This window comes from Pseudomonas lini (assembly GCF_001042905.1).
In the GTDB taxonomy this organism is placed as follows: Bacteria; Pseudomonadota; Gammaproteobacteria; order Pseudomonadales; family Pseudomonadaceae; genus Aquipseudomonas; species Aquipseudomonas lini.
Genome location: NZ_JYLB01000003.1, coordinates 132315 through 148661, shown reverse-complemented (window position 1 = coordinate 148661; position 16347 = coordinate 132315). Strand labels below are relative to the sequence as shown.

Genomic DNA, 16347 nt, shown 5'->3' with positions numbered 1-16347 from the left:
GCATGGGGTTGGCGCAAAGCCGTTCCTAAGATGGGTGCCATAGCCTCTTCAAAGAGGTTTTGCGTGCAATCTTGAGGGCAGAACAATGACAACAAAACGCAACGCCTTGCTCGTTGCCGGACTGCTGGCCGGTTTCATCAACGCAGGTTCCGTCTGGGCCCATGGCAACGTGGTACCCCAAGCCGTCGAAACCCAGGGACTGACCCCGATCAAGGATGCCGGTGTGCAGGTCGATGCCGATGGTTGGGCGGCGGCGAACCCATACCGTTCCTCTCCGGAACGCGATAAAGCCGTGCAAATCGGCTCTTCGGCCTACAACCAGAACTGCGCGGCCTGTCATGGCCTGGAAGCCAAGTCCGGCGGCATCGCGCCCGACTTGCGCATGCTCGACGTCGGCGAGGCCGGTGATGAGTGGTTCGTCGAACGCGTGCGCCATGGCGCCGTGCGTGACGGCCGGGTGTACATGCCGAAAATGGCCGACTACCTGAGCCAGGAAGCCTTGTGGGCGGTGCGCACCTACCTGGACAGCGTGCACGTCGAGGAGTGACCCATGCGTTTGCTCGCGGTGTTGATCGGCGCTGTGTGGCTGTGTTGCCAGACAGCGCAGGCGCAGGTCCGTACCTATGACGAAATGATCGCCGCCGCCGAGCTGAAAGTCGCGGTGTACAAGGACTTCGCGCCCTACAGCTTTGAAGACGCTGGCGAGGCTCGCGGGGTCGATGTCGAACTCGCCCAGGCCTTGGCCAAGGCCATGGGAGTACGCCTGAAACTGATTTGGGCACCCGCCGGGGAAAAGCTCGACGACGACCTGCGCGATTACATCTGGCGGGCCAGTCAGCTGCACAATCAGCAACTGGCCGACCTGATGATGCGCGTGCCGTACGATCGCGATTACTCACAGAAACGCAATGAACTGGGTGAGCTGGAAAACGGCCATGTGGTGATGTTCGGGCCGTACCAGACCGAACAATGGCAAGTCGCTTACGACCGTCGTCGGCTGGACTCGGTGGCCAGCGTCGCAGTGTTCCAGCAACACCCGATCGGCGTCGAAGTCGACAGCGTGCCGTCGTTTTACCTGACCTCGGTGTTCAACGGCATGCTCGCCGCCAAGACCCACCATTACCCGGGCGTACCCCAGGCGTTTGCCGCAATGAAGGCCGGTGAAGTCGACGCGGTGATGGCCATGCGCGGCGAGATCGACTGGCAAGTCCACCAGGCCGCCGACCCGCAAGTGGCCCTGGCGGAAAACGCCTACCCGAACATGGGCAAGCAGCTCTGGGAGATCGGCATGGCGGTGCATGAAAGCAACCGGCAACTGGCTTACGCCGTGGAAGAGGCGTTGGAGACCTTGATTCGCGAGGGCTCGGTGAAAGCCATTTATGCCCATTACGGCCTGCGGTATGACGTACCCGAGATGTATCAATAGTGAACTGGCGAGCGAGTTGTCTGTTGGCCTGCTGGTTGCCCCTGGTCGCGAACGCGGCGGATGTCGATCCGGTGCCGTCGGTGATGTGGGCGTTCTATCACAAGCAGATGTTGGGCGATGCACCGTTCGTGTTCGACGAGCGGGTCAAGTTACTCGCGCCGCCATTTGCCGAAGACGCCCGACAAGTACCGCTGGAAATTGACGCCCGGGCGTTCAAGGGTGAAGTGGTGCGAATCCTCGCCTGGGCCGAACTCAATCCTCTGCCGAAAATCGTCGACTTCGAACCCTTGACCGGAGTGCTGCCGTGGCTGTCGATCCGCATCCGCGTTGAACAGGCCACGCCATTACGTGCGGCGGTATTGACCCGCGATGGGCTGTGGCATGTCGGCTCGACCCTGATCGATGCGGCGGGCGGCGGTTGCACGGCGCCGAGTGTGGTGCGCACCCAGCCGGGTTGGGAGGAACGCATCGGCGAGGTGTTCGGTGGTCGCTATCCCCGTGGTGAGTTCAGTCGCGTGCGTTTGCAGGTGGCGCATCCGATGGACAACGGCATGGTCAGCGGTATCCCGGAATTCTTCATCAATCACGCAGAGCTGCGCGATCAAAACGATCAACTGCTGGCGCGTCTGGAGTTGTTCCCGGCGGTCAGCGAAAACCCCAATTTGGCCTTCGATATCGAAGGAGCAGGGCAGACGCGTCTGGTGCTGCGCGACAACAGCGGCAATCAATTCGATGCGGCCATTCCCTGACCCAAGGAGCGAGTGATGCGCTGGATGCTGCTGTTGTTCATCAGTCTGAGCCTGCCGGCCCTGGCCGATCCCGATTACGCACTCAAGCCCCGGCAGATTGCCGAAAACACCTGGTTGCTGGAAGGCAGCACCGACAACTTCGCCAAGAGCAACGGCGGCAACATCGTCAACACCGCCTTCATCGTCACCGAGCAGGGCGTGGTGGTCATCGACACCGGGCCGTCGAAACGCTATGGCGAAGCCCTGCGCAAAGCGATTGCGGCGACCACCGATAAACCGGTGATTCAGGTGTTGCTGACCCATCACCATCCCGACCATGTGTTGGGTAACCAGGCTTTCACCGACGTGCCGATCGGCGCTTTGGCCGGTACCACCGAGTTGTTGCATCAACAGGGTGATGCCATGGCCGAGAACATGTATCGGCTGGTGGGCGACTGGATGCGCGGCACCGAGGTGGTGTTGCCGACGCAGACGCTGATGCCAGGCGTGAAAAGTTTTGGGAATCACGATTTGCGTCTACTGAGTCTGGGTGGGCACACCGGCGCGGATCTGGCTATTCTCGACCAGAAAACCGGCGTGTTGTTTGCCGGGGACCTGGTGTTTTATCAACGCGCCCTGTCCACGCCCAACAGCCCGGGGCTGCCGGTGTGGCTGGCGGACATCGCGACCCTGCAGGGTTTGCCATGGACGCTGATCGTCCCCGGCCATGGGCCGGTGGCCACGGATACAAAACCGTTCGAGCAGATGCGCGATTACCTCACTTGGCTGGACCAGCTGATGCGCGATGGCGCGGCCCATGGCAGCGACATGGCCGAGATGATCCGCAGCCCCATCCCCGAGCGTTTCACCGGGATCAGCTTGAGCCGCTATGAACTGATTCGCAGCGTCAGCCATTTGTACCCGCGTTACGAACGGGGGCAGATGAGGCGGGTGGATTCCGGCCAGCACTGATATTGCCTGACACACCGCCTTCGCGAGCAAGCCCGCTCCCACATTTGAGCGGTGTGAACGCAGATGTTGTGTACACCGAAGATCCCCTGTGGGAGCGGGCTTGCTCGCGAAGAGGCATTCACATTCAGTATTGATGTTGCCTGACACACTGCCTTCGCGAGCAAGCCCGCTCCCACAGGGACCGGTGTCGATCACAAAACAGGTGTCCATCTCCTCCGACCCGGTACTAAGGAACTAGCAATCTCCGCACTGCGGGCAATTGTTGCAAGGGCGGCGGCGCCCAAGAATCTGCACCAGACCGGGAAAATTTCCCGGGTATAACAAAAACCGCAGAGGTAGCCGTCATGACCCAACCCGCACGTCGCCAACCCTTCGCCTTGAGCGTGCTGCTCAGTGCCATGCTGTTGTCTGGCCAGGCATTGGCCGCAGTCTCCGATCAAGATATTCTCCAGGACCCGAAGAACCCGGAGCAGGTCGTCACCAACGGCTTGGGCGTCCAGGGTCAGCGCTACAGCCCGCTGGACACCCTCAATGTCGACAACGTGAAGGATCTGCGCCCGGTCTGGGCCTTTTCGTTCGGCGGGGAAAAGCAGCGCGGTCAGCAGGCACAGCCGATGATCAAGGACGGCGTGATGTACATGACCGGCTCCTACTCGCGGGTGTTCGCGGTGGATGCGCGCACCGGTCGCAAGCTCTGGCAATACGACGCGCGCCTGCCCGATGACATCCGTCCGTGCTGCGACGTGATCAACCGTGGTGTAGCGCTGTACGGCGATCTGGTGATTTTCGGCACCCTCGACGCCAAACTCGTGGCCCTGAACAAGGACACCGGTAAAGTCGTCTGGAGCAAGAAAGTCGCCGACCACAAGGAAGGCTATTCCATCAGCGCCGCGCCGTTGGTCATCAACGGCAAACTGATCACCGGTGTGGCCGGTGGCGAGTTCGGGGTGGTGGGCAAGATCGAAGCCTACGACCCGAAAAACGGCAGCCTGCTGTGGAGCCGGCCGACCGTTGAAGGCCACATGGGTTATGTCTACAAGGACGGCAAGGCTGTGGAGAACGGCATCTCCGGCGGCGAAGCGGGCAAGACCTGGCCGGGCGATCTGTGGAAAACCGGCGGCGCTGCGCCTTGGCTGGGCGGCTACTACGACCCGGAAACCAATCTGCTGCTGTTCGGCACCGGCAACCCGGCGCCGTGGAACTCGCACCTGCGTCCTGGCGACAACCTTTACTCGTCGTCGCGCCTGGCGCTGAACCCGGATGACGGCACCATCAAATGGCACTTCCAGAGCACGCCCCACGACGGTTGGGACTATGACGGCGTGAACGAACTGGTGTCGTTCAACTACAACGAAGGCGGCAAAGAAATCAAAGCCGCAGCCACGGCTGACCGTAACGGTTTCTTCTACGTGCTCGATCGCACCAACGGCAAATTCATCCGTGGCTTCCCGTTCGTGGACAAGATCACCTGGGCCAGCGGCCTGGATAAGAACGGCCGGCCGATCTACAACGAAACCAGCCGTCCGGGTGCGCCGGGCTCCGAGGCCAAAGGCAGTTCGGTGTTCGTCGCGCCAGCGTTCCTCGGGGCGAAAAACTGGATGCCGATGGCCTACAACCGTGACACCGGCCTGTTCTATGTGCCGTCCAACGAGTGGGGCATGGACATCTGGAACGAAGGCATCGCCTACAAGAAAGGCGCGGCGTTCCTCGGCGCCGGTTTCACCATCAAACCGTTGAACGAAGACTACATCGGCGTGCTGCGCGCCATCGACCCGAAAACCGGCAAGGAAGTCTGGCGCCACAAGAACTTCGCGCCGCTGTGGGGCGGGGTGCTGACCACCAAGGGCAACCTGGTGTTCACCGGTACGCCGGAAGGTTTCCTGCAAGCGTTCAATGCCAAGACTGGCGAGAAAGTCTGGGAGTTCCAGACCGGTTCCGGTGTGCTCGGCTCGCCCATCACCTGGGAAATGGACGGCGAACAATACGTCTCCGTGCTCTCCGGCTGGGGCGGCGCGGTACCGCTGTGGGGCGGCGAAGTGGCCAAGCGCGTCAAGGACTTCAACCAGGGCGGCATGCTCTGGACGTTCAAGCTGCCTAAAGATCTCGTTGCCAAACACTGATCAACCTGATTCCACCGCATAACCCTGTGGGAGCGGGCTTTTGTGGCGAGGGGGCTTGCCCCCGTTGGGTCGCGAAGCGGCCCCGATATTTCTCCTGTCTCACTGCGTTGGTCGGATTTACGACTGCTGCGCAGCCGAACGGGGGCAAGCCCCCTCGCCACAAGGATCACCTGTTCCGTATGGGCAAACCTACTACCAAATAACGAGAATCCCCCTGCCAACGGCGCATTCGTCTGGCAGGCGGGGCTCTCTACTATCGGTTCATCGCCTGTTGGCTCGACAGGCATCGACCCAGACAGAGGCCCACCATGATCTACGCACAACCCGGAACACCCGGCGCCGTCGTTTCCTTCAAACCGCGCTACGGCAATTTCATCGGCGGCGAGTTCGTTGCCCCAATCAACGGCGAGTACTTCACCAACACCTCACCGGTTACCGGTGAAGTGATCGCCGAGTTCCCGCGCTCCAGCGCCGCCGACATCGAAAAAGCCCTCGACGCCGCCCATGCCGCCGCCGATGCCTGGGGCAAAACCTCGGCGCAGGATCGCTCGCTGGTGCTGCTGAAAATCGCCGACCGCATTGAGCAGAACCTGGAAATCCTCGCCGTCACCGAAACCTGGGACAACGGCAAGGCCGTGCGCGAAACCCTCAACGCCGACGTGCCTTTGGCTGCCGACCACTTCCGTTATTTCGCCGGTTGCATCCGCGCTCAGGAAGGCGGCGCCGCCGAGATCAACGAACTGACCACCGCCTATCACTTCCACGAACCGCTGGGCGTGGTCGGGCAGATCATCCCGTGGAACTTCCCGCTGCTGATGGCCGCCTGGAAACTCGCCCCGGCCCTGGCTGCCGGCAACTGCATCGTGCTCAAACCCGCCGAACAAACGCCGCTGTCGATCATGGTGTTCGCCGAGCTGATCGCCGACTTGCTGCCGGCCGGCGTGCTGAACATCGTCCAGGGCTTCGGTCGCGAAGCCGGTGAGGCGCTGGCCACCAGCAAGCGTATCGCCAAAATCGCCTTCACCGGTTCCACGCCGGTTGGCGCACACATCATGCATTGCGCCGCCGAGAACATCATTCCAAGCACCGTTGAACTGGGCGGCAAGTCGCCGAACATTTTCTTCGAAGACATCATGAACGCCGAGCCGCAGTTCATCGAGAAGGCCGCCGAAGGTTTGGTGCTGGCGTTCTTCAACCAGGGCGAAGTCTGCACTTGTCCGTCCCGGGCGCTGGTGCAGGAGTCGATCTATGACGACTTCATGAAAGTGGTGATGAAGAAGATCGTCAAGATCAAGCGCGGCAACCCGCTGGACACCGAAACCATGGTCGGTGCCCAAGCGTCCGAGCAGCAATACGACAAGATCCTCTCGTACCTGAAAATCGCTCAGGAGGAGGGCGCCGAACTGCTCACCGGCGGCGCGGCCGAGCGCCTTGAAGGCGATTTGTCGACCGGCTATTACATCCAGCCGACCCTGCTCAAAGGCCACAACAAAATGCGTGTGTTCCAGGAAGAAATCTTCGGCCCGGTGGTGGGTATCACCACCTTCAAGGACGAAGCCGAAGCCCTGGCGATTGCCAACGACAGCGAGTTCGGCCTCGGCGCCGGCCTGTGGACCCGCGACATCAACCGCGCCTACCGCATGGGCCGGGCGATCAAGGCCGGGCGCGTCTGGACTAACTGCTACCACCTGTACCCGGCCCATGCCGCGTTTGGTGGCTACAAGAAGTCCGGTGTCGGCCGTGAGAACCACAAGATGATGCTCGACCATTATCAGCAGACCAAAAATTTGCTGGTGAGCTACGACATCAATCCGCTGGGGTTCTTCTAACCCGCAAGAACACCACAACCACAAAATGTGGGAGCGGGCTTGCTCGCGAAGGCGGCTTGATATTCAACAAATATGTTGACTGATAGTCCGCTTTCGCGAGCAAGCCCGCTCCCACATTGGTCTTGTGTGTATTTGAAGATCTACGCCACACCCCCTACCAACGCACCCCACAACCTCCTTCGAAAGTAGCATTCGGTCATCTCATCCCCCGTGCATTAATGGCTTTACCGGAATTGCCCGGAACAAGAAGAGGATTGACCCATGTGGAATAAACCCGCGTTTACCGATCTGCGCATTGGCTTCGAAGTGACGATGTATTTCGCCAACCGTTGATTGATCGCCCGGTCAGCCGTCGCGTTGGCCGGGCCTGCCTTTTGGAGCCATCCCATGCACATCCGTGTTCTCGGTTCCGCCGCTGGCGGCGGTTTTCCGCAATGGAACTGCAACTGCCGTCAATGCGCCGCTATGCGCAACGGCAACCTGCGTGCACAACGCCGCACGCAGTCGTCCATTGCCCTGAGCGACGACGGTGTGGAGTGGGTGCTTTGCAATGCTTCACCGGATATTCGCGCGCAACTCGAAAGCTTCCCGGCGATGCAACCGGCCCGACGTTTGCGTGACACGGCGATTGCCGGTGTCGTCCTGCTGGACAGTCAGATCGACCATTGCACCGGGCTGTTGAGCCTGCGCGAAGGCTGTCCGCATTCGGTCTGGTGCACTGAGCGGGTTCACGAAGACCTGAGCCGCGGCTTTCCCTTGTTCACCATGCTCAAACACTGGAATGGTGGCTTGCAGTGGCAACCCATCGAACTGGATCGCGAGCCGTTCAGTATCGCTGCCTGCCCACACCTGCAATTTCGCGCGATTCCGTTGGTCAGCAATGCACCGCCGTACTCGCCCAATCGCGGCAATCCGCAGCCAGGCGACACCATCGGCCTGTTCATCGAAGACCTGCGCAGCGGTGCATCGGTTTTCTATGCACCGGGGCTGGGGCAAGTCGACGCCGAGGTATTGAGCTGGATGCTGCGCGCCGACTGCCTGCTGCTGGACGGCACGCTGTGGCGCGACGATGAAATGCGCGTGTGCGAAGTCGGCCAGCACCTGGGCAGCGAAATGGGCCACCTGCCGCAAAGCGGCCCCGGCGGCATGCTCGATGTGCTTGAGGGCTTCAATCGCCAGCGCAAGGTGCTGATCCACATCAACAACACCAACCCGATCCTCGATGAAGACTCGGCCGAGCGCGCCTTGCTGGAGCGGCGCGGGATTGAAGTGGCTTATGACGGCATGAGTATTGAGCTGTAGCGGATGGCCTCCTCGCGGGCAAGTCGGATCGCCGCACCGCCGCTCCCACATTGGATTGTTGGTGTACACAAAATCTATGTTCACACCGATCAACTGTGGGAGCGGGCTTGCCCGCGAAGGCGTCAGACCAAACACCGCGAAATCCGGAGAACCGCAATGACTGACACCCCCATGACCCCCGCCCAATTCGAAGCAGCCCTGCGCGCCAAAGGCGCCTATTACCACATCCACCACCCGTTCCACCAAGCCATGTACGCCGGGCGCGCCACCCGCGAGCAGATCCAGGGCTGGGTCGCCAATCGCTTCTATTACCAGGTGAACATCCCGCTCAAGGATGCCGCCATCCTCGCCAATTGCCCGGACCGCGACGTGCGCCGGGAATGGCTGCAACGGATCCTCGACCATGACGGCGTCCCCGGCAGTGAAGGCGGCATCGAAGCGTGGCTACGATTGGGCGAAGCAGTGGGGCTGGATCGCGAACAAATCCTCTCGCAAGAGCTAGTGCTGCCGGGCGTACGTTTTGCCGTGGACGCCTACGTCAATTTCGCCCATCGCGCTTGCTGGCAAGAAGCGGCCAGCAGTTCCCTGACCGAATTGTTCGCGCCACAAATCCACCAGTCTCGGCTCGACGCCTGGCCCACCCATTACCCATGGATAGACCCGGCCGGTTACGACTATTTCCGTACGCGTCTGAGCCAGGCCCGGCGCGATGTCGAGCATGGTTTGCGCATCACCCTGGCGCACTACGTCACGGTCGAAGGCCAGCAACGCATGCTGGAGATTCTGCAGTTCAAGCTCGATGTGCTGTGGAGCATGCTCGACGCGATGAGCATGGCCTACGAGCTGGATCGCCCGCCGTATCACACCGTCACCACCGAGCAGGTCTGGCACCGGGGGATCATCTTGTGAGCCTGATCGAACAGCAACCCGGCCCACCGCTGTGGTTGCTGGCGGAACTGACCTATCGCTGCCCGCTGCAATGCCCGTATTGCTCCAACCCGCTGGACTTCGCCCAACAGGGCGAGGAATTGAGCACAGAAGAGTGGATTCGGGTGTTCCGCGAGGCCCGGGAGATGGGCGCTGCGCAACTGGGTTTTTCCGGTGGCGAGCCGTTGGTGCGCCAGGACCTGGCCGAGCTGATCAAGGCGGCGCGGGACATGGGTTACTACACCAACCTGATCACCTCGGGTATCGGCCTGACCGAACAGAAGGTCCGCGATTTTAAGATCGCCGGGCTGGACCATATCCAGATCAGTTTTCAGGCCGCCGATGAACAGGTGAACAATCTGCTCGCCGGCTCGCGCAAGGCCTTCGCCCAGAAACTGGCCATGGCCCGGGCGGTGAAAGCCCAGGGCTACCCGATGGTGCTGAACTTCGTCACCCATCGGCACAACATCGACCAGATCGCGCAGATCATCGAACTGTGCCTGGAGCTGGAGGCGGATTTCGTCGAGTTGGCGACGTGCCAGTTCTACGGTTGGGCCGAACTCAACCGCGTCGGCCTGTTGCCGACCCGCGAACAGTTGCAGCGCGCTGAGCGCATTACCCATGAATACCGCCAGAGGCTTGAGGCCGAGGGCCATCCGTGCAAGCTGATTTTCGTGACCCCGGATTACTACGAAGAACGCCCCAAGACCTGCATGAATGGCTGGGCCAACCTGTTTCTCGACATCACTCCGGACGGCACGGCGTTGCCTTGTCATAGCGCTCGCCAGTTGCCGGTGCAGTTTCCCAATGTGCGTGAGCACAGCATCGACCACATCTGGAACGACTCGTTCGGCTTCAACCGTTTTCGTGGCGATGACTGGATGAAAGAGCCGTGCCGTTCCTGCGATGAAAAGCACAAGGACCTCGGCGGCTGCCGCTGCCAGGCGTTCATGCTCACCGGTGATGCCAGCAACGCCGACCCGGTGTGCAGCAAGTCGCCGCACCACGACGTTATTCTCAAGGCCCGGGACGAAGCCGATGTGCCGGGGCAGGGCATGGAACACCTGACCTTGCGCAATGAAAAGGCTTCGCGACTGATTTATCGCGGATGAGTTGTGAACACAGAACCCTGTGGGAGCGGGCTTGCTCGCGAAAGCGGTGTGTCAGTCAATAGATGTGTTGAATGTAATGCCGCTTTCGCGAGCAAGCCCGCTCCCACAGTTGATCTTCAGTGGATACAAAATCTGAGTACACCCCAGCTCGCTATCCATTGGTCTGATTGCATTCGCAGCCGGATGCTTTAGTGTGGACTTTACCTTCCAAAACAATAAAAACAGGCTTTCCAATGAGCCAGAATCTCAGCCAGCTGCGTAAATTCGTTTCGCCTGAAATCATCTTCGGTGCCGGCTGTCGGCACAACGTCGGTAATTACGCCAAGACCTTCGGCGCCCGCAAGGTGCTGGTGGTCAGCGACCCCGGTGTGATTGCCGCCGGTTGGGTCGCCGATGTCGAGGTCAGCCTGCAAGCCCAGGGCATCGATTACTTTCTATATAGCGACGTTTCGCCCAACCCGCGGATCGAAGAGGTCATGCTCGGCGCCGAGCTGTACCGGGAGAATCACTGCGATGTGATCGTGGCGATCGGCGGCGGCAGCCCGATGGATTGTGGCAAGGGCATCGGCATTGTCGTCGCCCACGGGCGCAACATCCTCGAATTCGAGGGTGTGGACATGTTGCGCATGCCCAGCCCGCCGCTGATCCTGATCCCGACCACCGCCGGCACGTCGGCCGACGTGTCGCAGTTCGTGATCATCTCCAATCAGCAAGAACGCATGAAATTCTCCATCGTCAGCAAGGCCGCAGTGCCGGACGTGTCGCTGATCGACCCGGAAACCACCCTGAGCATGGACCCGTTCCTGTCGGCCTGTACCGGCATCGACGCGTTGGTGCATGCCATCGAAGCCTTTGTCTCCACCGGTCACGGGCCGCTCACCGACCCCCATGCGTTGGAAGCGATGCGGCTGATCAACGGCAATCTGGTGCAAATGATCGCCAACCCCAGCGACATCGCCCTGCGGGAAAAAATCATGCTCGGCAGCATGCAGGCCGGGCTGGCGTTCTCCAACGCGATCCTTGGCGCGGTGCATGCCATGTCCCACAGCCTCGGCGGCTTCCTCGATCTGCCCCATGGCCTCTGTAATGCGGTGCTAGTGGAACACGTGGTGGCGTTCAACTACAGCTCGGCGCCGGAGCGCTTCAAGGTGATTGCCGAGACGTTCGGTATTGATTGCCGTGGTCTTAATCACCGGCAGATTTGCGGGCGGCTGGTCGAACACCTGATCGCCCTCAAACACGCCATCGGCTTCCACGAAACCCTGGGGCTGCACGGGGTGAGTACGGCGGACATTCCGTTCCTGTCGCAACACGCCATGCACGACCCGTGCATCCTTACCAACCCGCGCGAATCCAGTCAGCGCGACGTCGAGGTCGTCTATGGCGAAGCCCTCTGACGAGCAACAACGGGCGCTGGCCGGGTTACTCGGCTTAGGCAACCACTCGGCGCGCAAGAGTCATTACCCGGAACTGGCCGCGCGCCTGGATGAACTGGAAACCGAACGCAACCGCTACAAATGGCTGTTCGAAAACGCGGTACACGGGATCTTCCAAGCCAGCCTGCTGGAAGGCATGCGCGCCGCCAACCCGGCGCTGGCGCGGATGCTCGGTTATCAAAGCCCGCAGGAGGTGCTGTTTTCCCTGACGGACCTGGCGGGCACGTTGTTCGTCGGCGGGGCGCAAGAGCTGGAAAGCATCGGTGAAATCCTCCAGCGCGAGCGCAGCCTGCTGGGCTATGAAACTCAGCTGCGGCGCAAGGACGGCAGCGTCCTCGACGTGTTGATGAACCTGCTGCTCAAACCGGATCAGGCAGGTTTGGTGGAGGGCTTTGTCGCCGATATCACCGAACGAAAACTCGCTCAGCAGCGCCTGCAACAACTCAATGACGAACTGGAGCAGCGGGTCACCACGCGCACCAACGAGTTACTGGACGCCAACCGCAATCTGCAACAGCAGATCACCCAGCGCAAACAGATCGCAGAAGCCTTGCGCGATGCCCGTGATGCTGCCGAAGCCGCCAATCGCAGCAAGGACAAATACCTTGCCGCCGCCAGTCACGACTTGCTGCAACCGCTCAACGCCGCGCGTTTGCTGATCTCGACCTTGCGCGAACGCAAACTGCCCGACGTCGAGCAGGTGCTGGTGGAGCGCACGCATCAGGCGCTGGAGGGGGCCGAAGACTTGCTCACCGATCTGCTGGATATTTCCCGGCTCGATCAGGCCGCGGTGAAGCCGGACATTGCCCTGTACCGCCTCGACGAATTGTTCGCGCCACTGGTTTCGGAATTTCAGTCGGTGGCTGCGGCAGCCGGGTTGAACCTGCGGGTGCACATGGGTGATTACGCCATTCACACCGACTTGCGCCTGATGACCCGAATCCTGCGCAACTTCCTCAGCAATGCCTGCCGCTACACCGACGAGGGCTGCATTCTGCTGGGGGCAAGACGCCGGGGCGATGCGCTGCGTATCGAAGTCTGGGACACCGGGCGCGGGATTCCTACGGATCGTCTTGACTCGATCTTCCTTGAATTCAACCAACTGGACGTCGGGCGCGCCGCCGATCGCAAGGGCGTGGGCCTGGGACTGGCGATTGTCGAACGCATCGCCAAGATCCTCGACTACAGGATTCAGGTTCATTCGCAGCCGGGGTGCGGTTCGATGTTCAGCATCGAAGTACCGATTTCCCATGAGATTCCACTGCCGATCAGTCAGGTCGCGCCGCAACCGAGTACCGGCAATCCATTGCCGGGCCGGCGTCTGTTGGTGCTGGACAACGAAGTCAGCATTCTTGAAAGCATGAGCGCGCTGCTCGGGCAGTGGGGTTGTGAGGTGGTCACCGCCACCGACGAGGCCACCGCGCTGGTGGCTTTGCAGGGACAGGCGCCGGAACTGATTCTGGCGGACTATCACTTGGATCACGGGGTGGTGGGTTGTGAGGTGGTTCGGCATTTGCGCGAGCATTTCAGCCGGGCGATTCCGGCGGTGATCATCACCGCCGACCGCACCGACCAGTGTCGTCGCTCATTGCAGCGCCTCGACGCGCCGCTGCTGAACAAGCCCGTGAAGCCCGGCAAGTTGCGCGCGGTGCTGACTCAGCTGTTGGCGTAGCGATAGCGCAGACTGAAACCGAGCTCGGCGGATTGACCTTGCTCCAGCAAACGCAAGCCTGGCCGACCCGGCAAGTGATGGGCATTGACCGGGTGGCTCACCGGTTCGATGCAGAAAAATTCCAGGCCTACGGGGCAGTAGAGCAGGTAGTAGTCGCTGCCGGTGGCTTGGCATTCCAGTTCATAACCCAGCTCGGGTTGCTGGATCAGGCAGTGGCCATCCCATTCGCAAAAGCCGTTGTCCACCAGCGTTTCGGGTAATGCCCGGGGCTGGCTGAAGTCCCAATCCTTGGGTATCGAAGTGAGTTGTGTTGGCAGTTTTGTGCTGTCGCACAACCAGACCTGTCGCGCCTGCGCCTGCAACCGAGTGCCTGCAGTGCGCGGGAAATAAGGGTGTAAACCGACCCCATGCCAGGCGGCGTGTTCGGCCAGATGGGTGACCTGCAAATCGATGCTCAGCTTGCCCTCGCTCAGACGGAAACGTTGCCTTGCGCGATAAGCGAAGGGCGTGGAGCTGTCGAGTTGCAGGACGATTTCATCGCGGGTGTGCGAGACGATCTGCCACGGCTGTTGCCAGGCACTGCCATGAATCGGCAGCGGGTCGGTGAGACTGTTGGGCGCCAGCGCGAGCCAGCCAACCGGGCAATCGAAACCACCCTCCGAGATGCGGTTCGACCACGGCGCCAAGGGATAGCAGGCGAGTTTGCCGGGCAGGCCGGTGTTCAAGGTGTGTTGGTCGCTGTGGCGCAACAGCGGTTGGCCGGTGCTGCGTACCGTCCAGTTGACGATGCTCGCCCCGAGTTCCGGGGCGAGGGTGAGGCGGGTGAGTTCGTCTTCGAGTTCGAGGGTGTTGAGGGTCATGATTTTCGCCCTGCGTTGAATGGTTGAAAAGATCGCAGCCTGCGGCAGCTCCTACATTGGAATCGCGCACACCCGTGAAATATCGGACGAACACAAATCCTGTAGGAGCTGCCGAAGGCTGCGATCTTTTGAGGTCACAACACCAAATGCGGCAACCACAGCGACAGTGCCGGAATGTAAGTCACAGCCATCAGCACCAGAAACAGCACGCCATAGAACGGCAGCAGCGCTTTCACGGTGCTTTCGATGCTGACCTTGCCCACCGCGGAGCCGACAAACAGCACCGCGCCCACCGGCGGTGTGATCAAGCCGATCCCCAGGTTCACCAGCATGATCATGCCGAACTGCACCGGGTCCACCCCAATGCCCAGAATCACCGGCATCAGAATCGGCGTGAGGATCAGGATCAGCGGCGCCATGTCCATCACCGTGCCGAGCAACAGCAGCATCACGTTGATGCACATCAGGATCACGTAACGGTTGTCTGACAGGGTCAGGAACATCGTGGTGATTTTGGCCGGGATCTGCATCAGCGTCATGATGTAGCCGAAGCTGGCGGCGAAGCCGATCAGGATCATCACGATCGAGATGGTGCGCACCGTGCGGTGCATCAACTTGGGCAGCTCACGCCACTTGTAGTCGCGGTAGATGAACATGGTGACGAAGAACGACCACAGCACCGCGATCGCCGCCGATTCCGTGGCAGTGAAGATGCCCGAGAGAATGCCGCCGAGAATGATGACCATCGCCATCAGGCCCCACATCGCTTCACCGCAGATTTTCAGCGCTTGCCGCATGGGGATGACTTCGCCCTTGGGGTAGTTGCGCTTTCTGGCGAAGATCAGGCACAGCACCATCAGGCACGCGCTCATCAGCAGGCCCGGCACCACGCCGGCCATGAACAGCGAAGCGATCGAAACGGTACCGCCAGCGGCCAGCGAATAGAGCACGGAGTTATGGCTGGGTGGCGTCAGCAGGGCTTGCACCGAACCGCTGACCGTGACTGCGGTGGAGAAATCCCGCGGGTAGCCGCGACGCTCCATTTCCGGAATCAACACCGAACCGACCGACGCCGTGTCCGCCACCGAAGAGCCGGAAATCGCGCCGAAGAAAGTCGAGGCCATGATGTTCACCAGCGACAACCCGCCGCGCACGAACCCCACCAGCACCCCGGCAAAAGCCACCAGGCGCCGGGACATGCCGCCCTCGGCCATGATCGCGCCAGCGAGTACGAAGAACGGAATCGCCAGCAACGAGAATTTGTTCACGCCGCCCGCGACCTGAATCATCAGCGCCTGGAACGGGATGTCGATCCACCACGCACCGATCAGGGCAGAAAGCCCCAGGGCGTAGGCGACCGGCATGCCGATCAGGATCAACGCGATAAAACTGCCCAACAGGATCAATGCGTCCATTCATGCCGCCCCTTCGCTTTCTTCAACCAGATCGAAACGCACGACCCGACGGTTGCTCTGGTCACCGAGCAAGAGTTTTTCCAGCACGAAAATCAGCGTAAGCACACCGCCCACAGGGATCGGCATGTAAGTGATGCCCACACGCAGGGTGGGCAGGGCGCTCATGAACTGGTTCCAGGTGGACATACAGAGCTTGGTGCCCCAGATGGCCATGAACAGGCAAATGGTCGCCATCAGCAGCTGCGAAACGATGCTCATGGTCTTGCGCAGTTCGGGGGGCATGCGGTCGGTGAGCATGGCCACGGCCATGTGCGCACCGGCGCGATAACTGGCGGCGGCGCCGATGAAGGTGAAGACCATCATCAGCAAAATCGCAGTGGGCTCCGGCCAACTGGAACCGGTACCGAGGACGTATCGGGCGAAGACGCCCCAGGGAATGATCAGGGAAATAGTCAGGACCGACAGGCCGGCGACCCAGATGCAGGTCATGTAAATCCTGTCGTTGATGCGCAGCAGCAGATTCTTCATCGGGTTTCACCGTAACCGGG

15 protein-coding genes are annotated in these 16347 nt (G+C 61.0%); 12 read left to right on the top strand and 3 right to left on the bottom strand.

Features of this window, described 5'->3' with window-relative positions:
* The first annotated feature begins 85 nt into the window (after positions 1-85).
* The 12 genes from pedF (at position 86) to TU81_RS09290 (ending at position 13524) form a co-directional block, all read left to right on the top strand.
* Entirely contained in the window at positions 86-547 is a 462-nt protein-coding gene (gene pedF, locus TU81_RS09340) for a cytochrome c-550 PedF (protein ID WP_048394661.1), read from the top strand.
* 3 nt (positions 548-550) lie between these two features.
* Positions 551-1426: a substrate-binding periplasmic protein gene (locus TU81_RS09335; RefSeq protein WP_048394658.1), complete on the top strand. Its 876-nt coding sequence runs from the start codon at positions 551-553 to the stop codon at positions 1424-1426.
* Entirely contained in the window at positions 1426-2175 is a 750-nt protein-coding gene (locus TU81_RS09330) for a quinoprotein dehydrogenase-associated SoxYZ-like carrier (protein ID WP_048394657.1), read from the top strand. The genes TU81_RS09335 and TU81_RS09330 overlap by 1 nt, the downstream gene beginning before the upstream one ends.
* A gap of 15 nt (positions 2176-2190) precedes the next feature.
* A complete protein-coding gene (locus TU81_RS09325) occupies positions 2191-3126 on the top strand; it encodes a quinoprotein relay system zinc metallohydrolase 1 (RefSeq protein ID WP_048394655.1) in 936 nt (311 codons plus the stop codon).
* A 344-nt stretch (positions 3127-3470) separates the two neighbouring features.
* A complete protein-coding gene (locus tag TU81_RS09320; RefSeq protein WP_048394653.1) occupies positions 3471-5246 on the top strand; it encodes a PQQ-dependent methanol/ethanol family dehydrogenase in 1776 nt (591 codons plus the stop codon).
* A 308-nt stretch (positions 5247-5554) separates the two neighbouring features.
* The gene (gene exaC, locus TU81_RS09315; RefSeq protein WP_048394652.1) at positions 5555-7075 is read left to right on the top strand and encodes an acetaldehyde dehydrogenase ExaC; all 1521 of its coding nucleotides are present in this window, start codon (positions 5555-5557) and stop codon (positions 7073-7075) included.
* Positions 7076-7336: 261 nt separating this feature from the next.
* A complete protein-coding gene (pqqA, locus tag TU81_RS29430) occupies positions 7337-7408 on the top strand; it encodes a pyrroloquinoline quinone precursor peptide PqqA (protein WP_010455123.1) in 72 nt (23 codons plus the stop codon).
* 54 nt (positions 7409-7462) lie between these two features.
* Entirely contained in the window at positions 7463-8377 is a 915-nt protein-coding gene (gene pqqB / locus TU81_RS09310) for a pyrroloquinoline quinone biosynthesis protein PqqB (protein ID WP_048394650.1), read from the top strand.
* 156 nt (positions 8378-8533) lie between these two features.
* Complete coding sequence (pqqC, locus tag TU81_RS09305; RefSeq protein WP_048394648.1) at positions 8534-9286, top strand: pyrroloquinoline-quinone synthase PqqC; 753 nt, start codon at positions 8534-8536, stop codon at positions 9284-9286.
* Positions 9283-10416, top strand: a complete 1134-nt coding sequence (gene pqqE, locus TU81_RS09300; protein ID WP_048394647.1) for a pyrroloquinoline quinone biosynthesis protein PqqE — start codon at positions 9283-9285, stop codon at positions 10414-10416. Before pqqC ends, pqqE begins: the two co-directional genes overlap by 4 nt.
* 233 nt (positions 10417-10649) lie before the next feature.
* On the top strand, positions 10650-11813 hold the full coding sequence (gene ercA / locus TU81_RS09295) for an alcohol dehydrogenase-like regulatory protein ErcA (protein WP_048394645.1): 1164 nt from the start codon (positions 10650-10652) through the stop codon (positions 11811-11813).
* Entirely contained in the window at positions 11797-13524 is a 1728-nt protein-coding gene (locus TU81_RS09290) for a hybrid sensor histidine kinase/response regulator (RefSeq protein ID WP_048394643.1), read from the top strand. The genes ercA and TU81_RS09290 overlap by 17 nt, the downstream gene beginning before the upstream one ends.
* Here TU81_RS09290 and TU81_RS09285 read toward each other — a convergent pair.
* The 3 genes from TU81_RS09285 to TU81_RS09275 form a co-directional block, all read right to left on the bottom strand.
* Positions 13509-14384, bottom strand: a complete 876-nt coding sequence (locus tag TU81_RS09285; protein WP_048394641.1) for an aldose 1-epimerase — start codon at positions 14382-14384, stop codon at positions 13509-13511. The two genes, TU81_RS09290 and TU81_RS09285, sit on opposite strands and share 16 nt — an antisense overlap.
* Positions 14385-14518: 134 nt before the next feature.
* Entirely contained in the window at positions 14519-15799 is a 1281-nt protein-coding gene (locus tag TU81_RS09280; RefSeq protein WP_048394639.1) for a TRAP transporter large permease, read from the bottom strand.
* A complete protein-coding gene (locus tag TU81_RS09275) occupies positions 15800-16327 on the bottom strand; it encodes a TRAP transporter small permease (RefSeq protein WP_048394637.1) in 528 nt (175 codons plus the stop codon). It abuts the gene before it with no gap.
* Positions 16328-16347 lie beyond the last annotated feature (20 nt).

Bases quoted from the DNA above. Each gene is read 5' to 3' on its own strand.
- TU81_RS09280 (WP_048394639.1), bottom strand. From the start codon at position 15,799: ATGGACGCATTGATCCTGTTGGGCAGTTTTATCGCGTTGATCCTGATC.
- exaC (WP_048394652.1), top strand. From the start codon at position 5,555: ATGATCTACGCACAACCCGGAACACCCGGCGCCGTCGTTTCCTTCAAA.
- pqqC (WP_048394648.1), top strand. From the start codon at position 8,534: ATGACTGACACCCCCATGACCCCCGCCCAATTCGAAGCAGCCCTGCGC.
- TU81_RS09320 (WP_048394653.1), top strand. From the start codon at position 3,471: ATGACCCAACCCGCACGTCGCCAACCCTTCGCCTTGAGCGTGCTGCTC.
- TU81_RS09335 (WP_048394658.1), top strand. From the start codon at position 551: ATGCGTTTGCTCGCGGTGTTGATCGGCGCTGTGTGGCTGTGTTGCCAG.
- TU81_RS09285 (WP_048394641.1), bottom strand. From the start codon at position 14,384: ATGACCCTCAACACCCTCGAACTCGAAGACGAACTCACCCGCCTCACC.
- ercA (WP_048394645.1), top strand. From the start codon at position 10,650: ATGAGCCAGAATCTCAGCCAGCTGCGTAAATTCGTTTCGCCTGAAATC.
- pedF (WP_048394661.1), top strand. From the start codon at position 86: ATGACAACAAAACGCAACGCCTTGCTCGTTGCCGGACTGCTGGCCGGT.
- TU81_RS09290 (WP_048394643.1), top strand. From the start codon at position 11,797: ATGGCGAAGCCCTCTGACGAGCAACAACGGGCGCTGGCCGGGTTACTC.
- TU81_RS09275 (WP_048394637.1), bottom strand. From the start codon at position 16,327: ATGAAGAATCTGCTGCTGCGCATCAACGACAGGATTTACATGACCTGC.
- TU81_RS09325 (WP_048394655.1), top strand. From the start codon at position 2,191: ATGCGCTGGATGCTGCTGTTGTTCATCAGTCTGAGCCTGCCGGCCCTG.
- pqqB (WP_048394650.1), top strand. From the start codon at position 7,463: ATGCACATCCGTGTTCTCGGTTCCGCCGCTGGCGGCGGTTTTCCGCAA.